This is a genomic window from Gemella haemolysans (genome assembly GCF_028308085.1).
GTDB lineage: Bacteria > Bacillota > Bacilli > Staphylococcales > Gemellaceae > Gemella > Gemella haemolysans_D.
This window is the reverse complement of record NZ_JAQMFS010000037.1, coordinates 1-308: the sequence shown is the minus strand read 5'-3', so window position 1 is coordinate 308 and position 308 is coordinate 1. Positions and strand designations below refer to the sequence as shown.

The 308-nt window shown below is 41.2% G+C and carries 1 protein-coding gene; it reads left to right on the top strand.

The window, feature by feature from the left end:
• On the top strand, window positions 1-308 hold a 308-nt coding region (locus tag PNO30_RS02885), incomplete at both ends, for a Rib/alpha-like domain-containing protein (RefSeq protein ID WP_271987093.1).

Here is a 308-nt window from a genome sequence, read left to right as displayed (position 1 = left end):
CCAGATGGAACAGTAGACGAAGTAACCGTTCCAATCACAGTAAAAGAACAAAAAGATACGTTTAACCCAACTGCGAAACAGCCAGGACAAACCGCAAAACATGGAAGCGACCCAAGCGCAGAAGGAAGTATCAATACAGAAGGCTTACCTAAAGGAACAACGTACACATGGGTAGAAAAACCAGATACAAATACAACACCAGGAAATAAACCAGGAAAAGTATTAATCACATATCCAGATAATAGTACGGAAGAAGTGCCAGTAACGGTAGAAGTAACGCCACAAAAAGATGACTACAATCCACAACC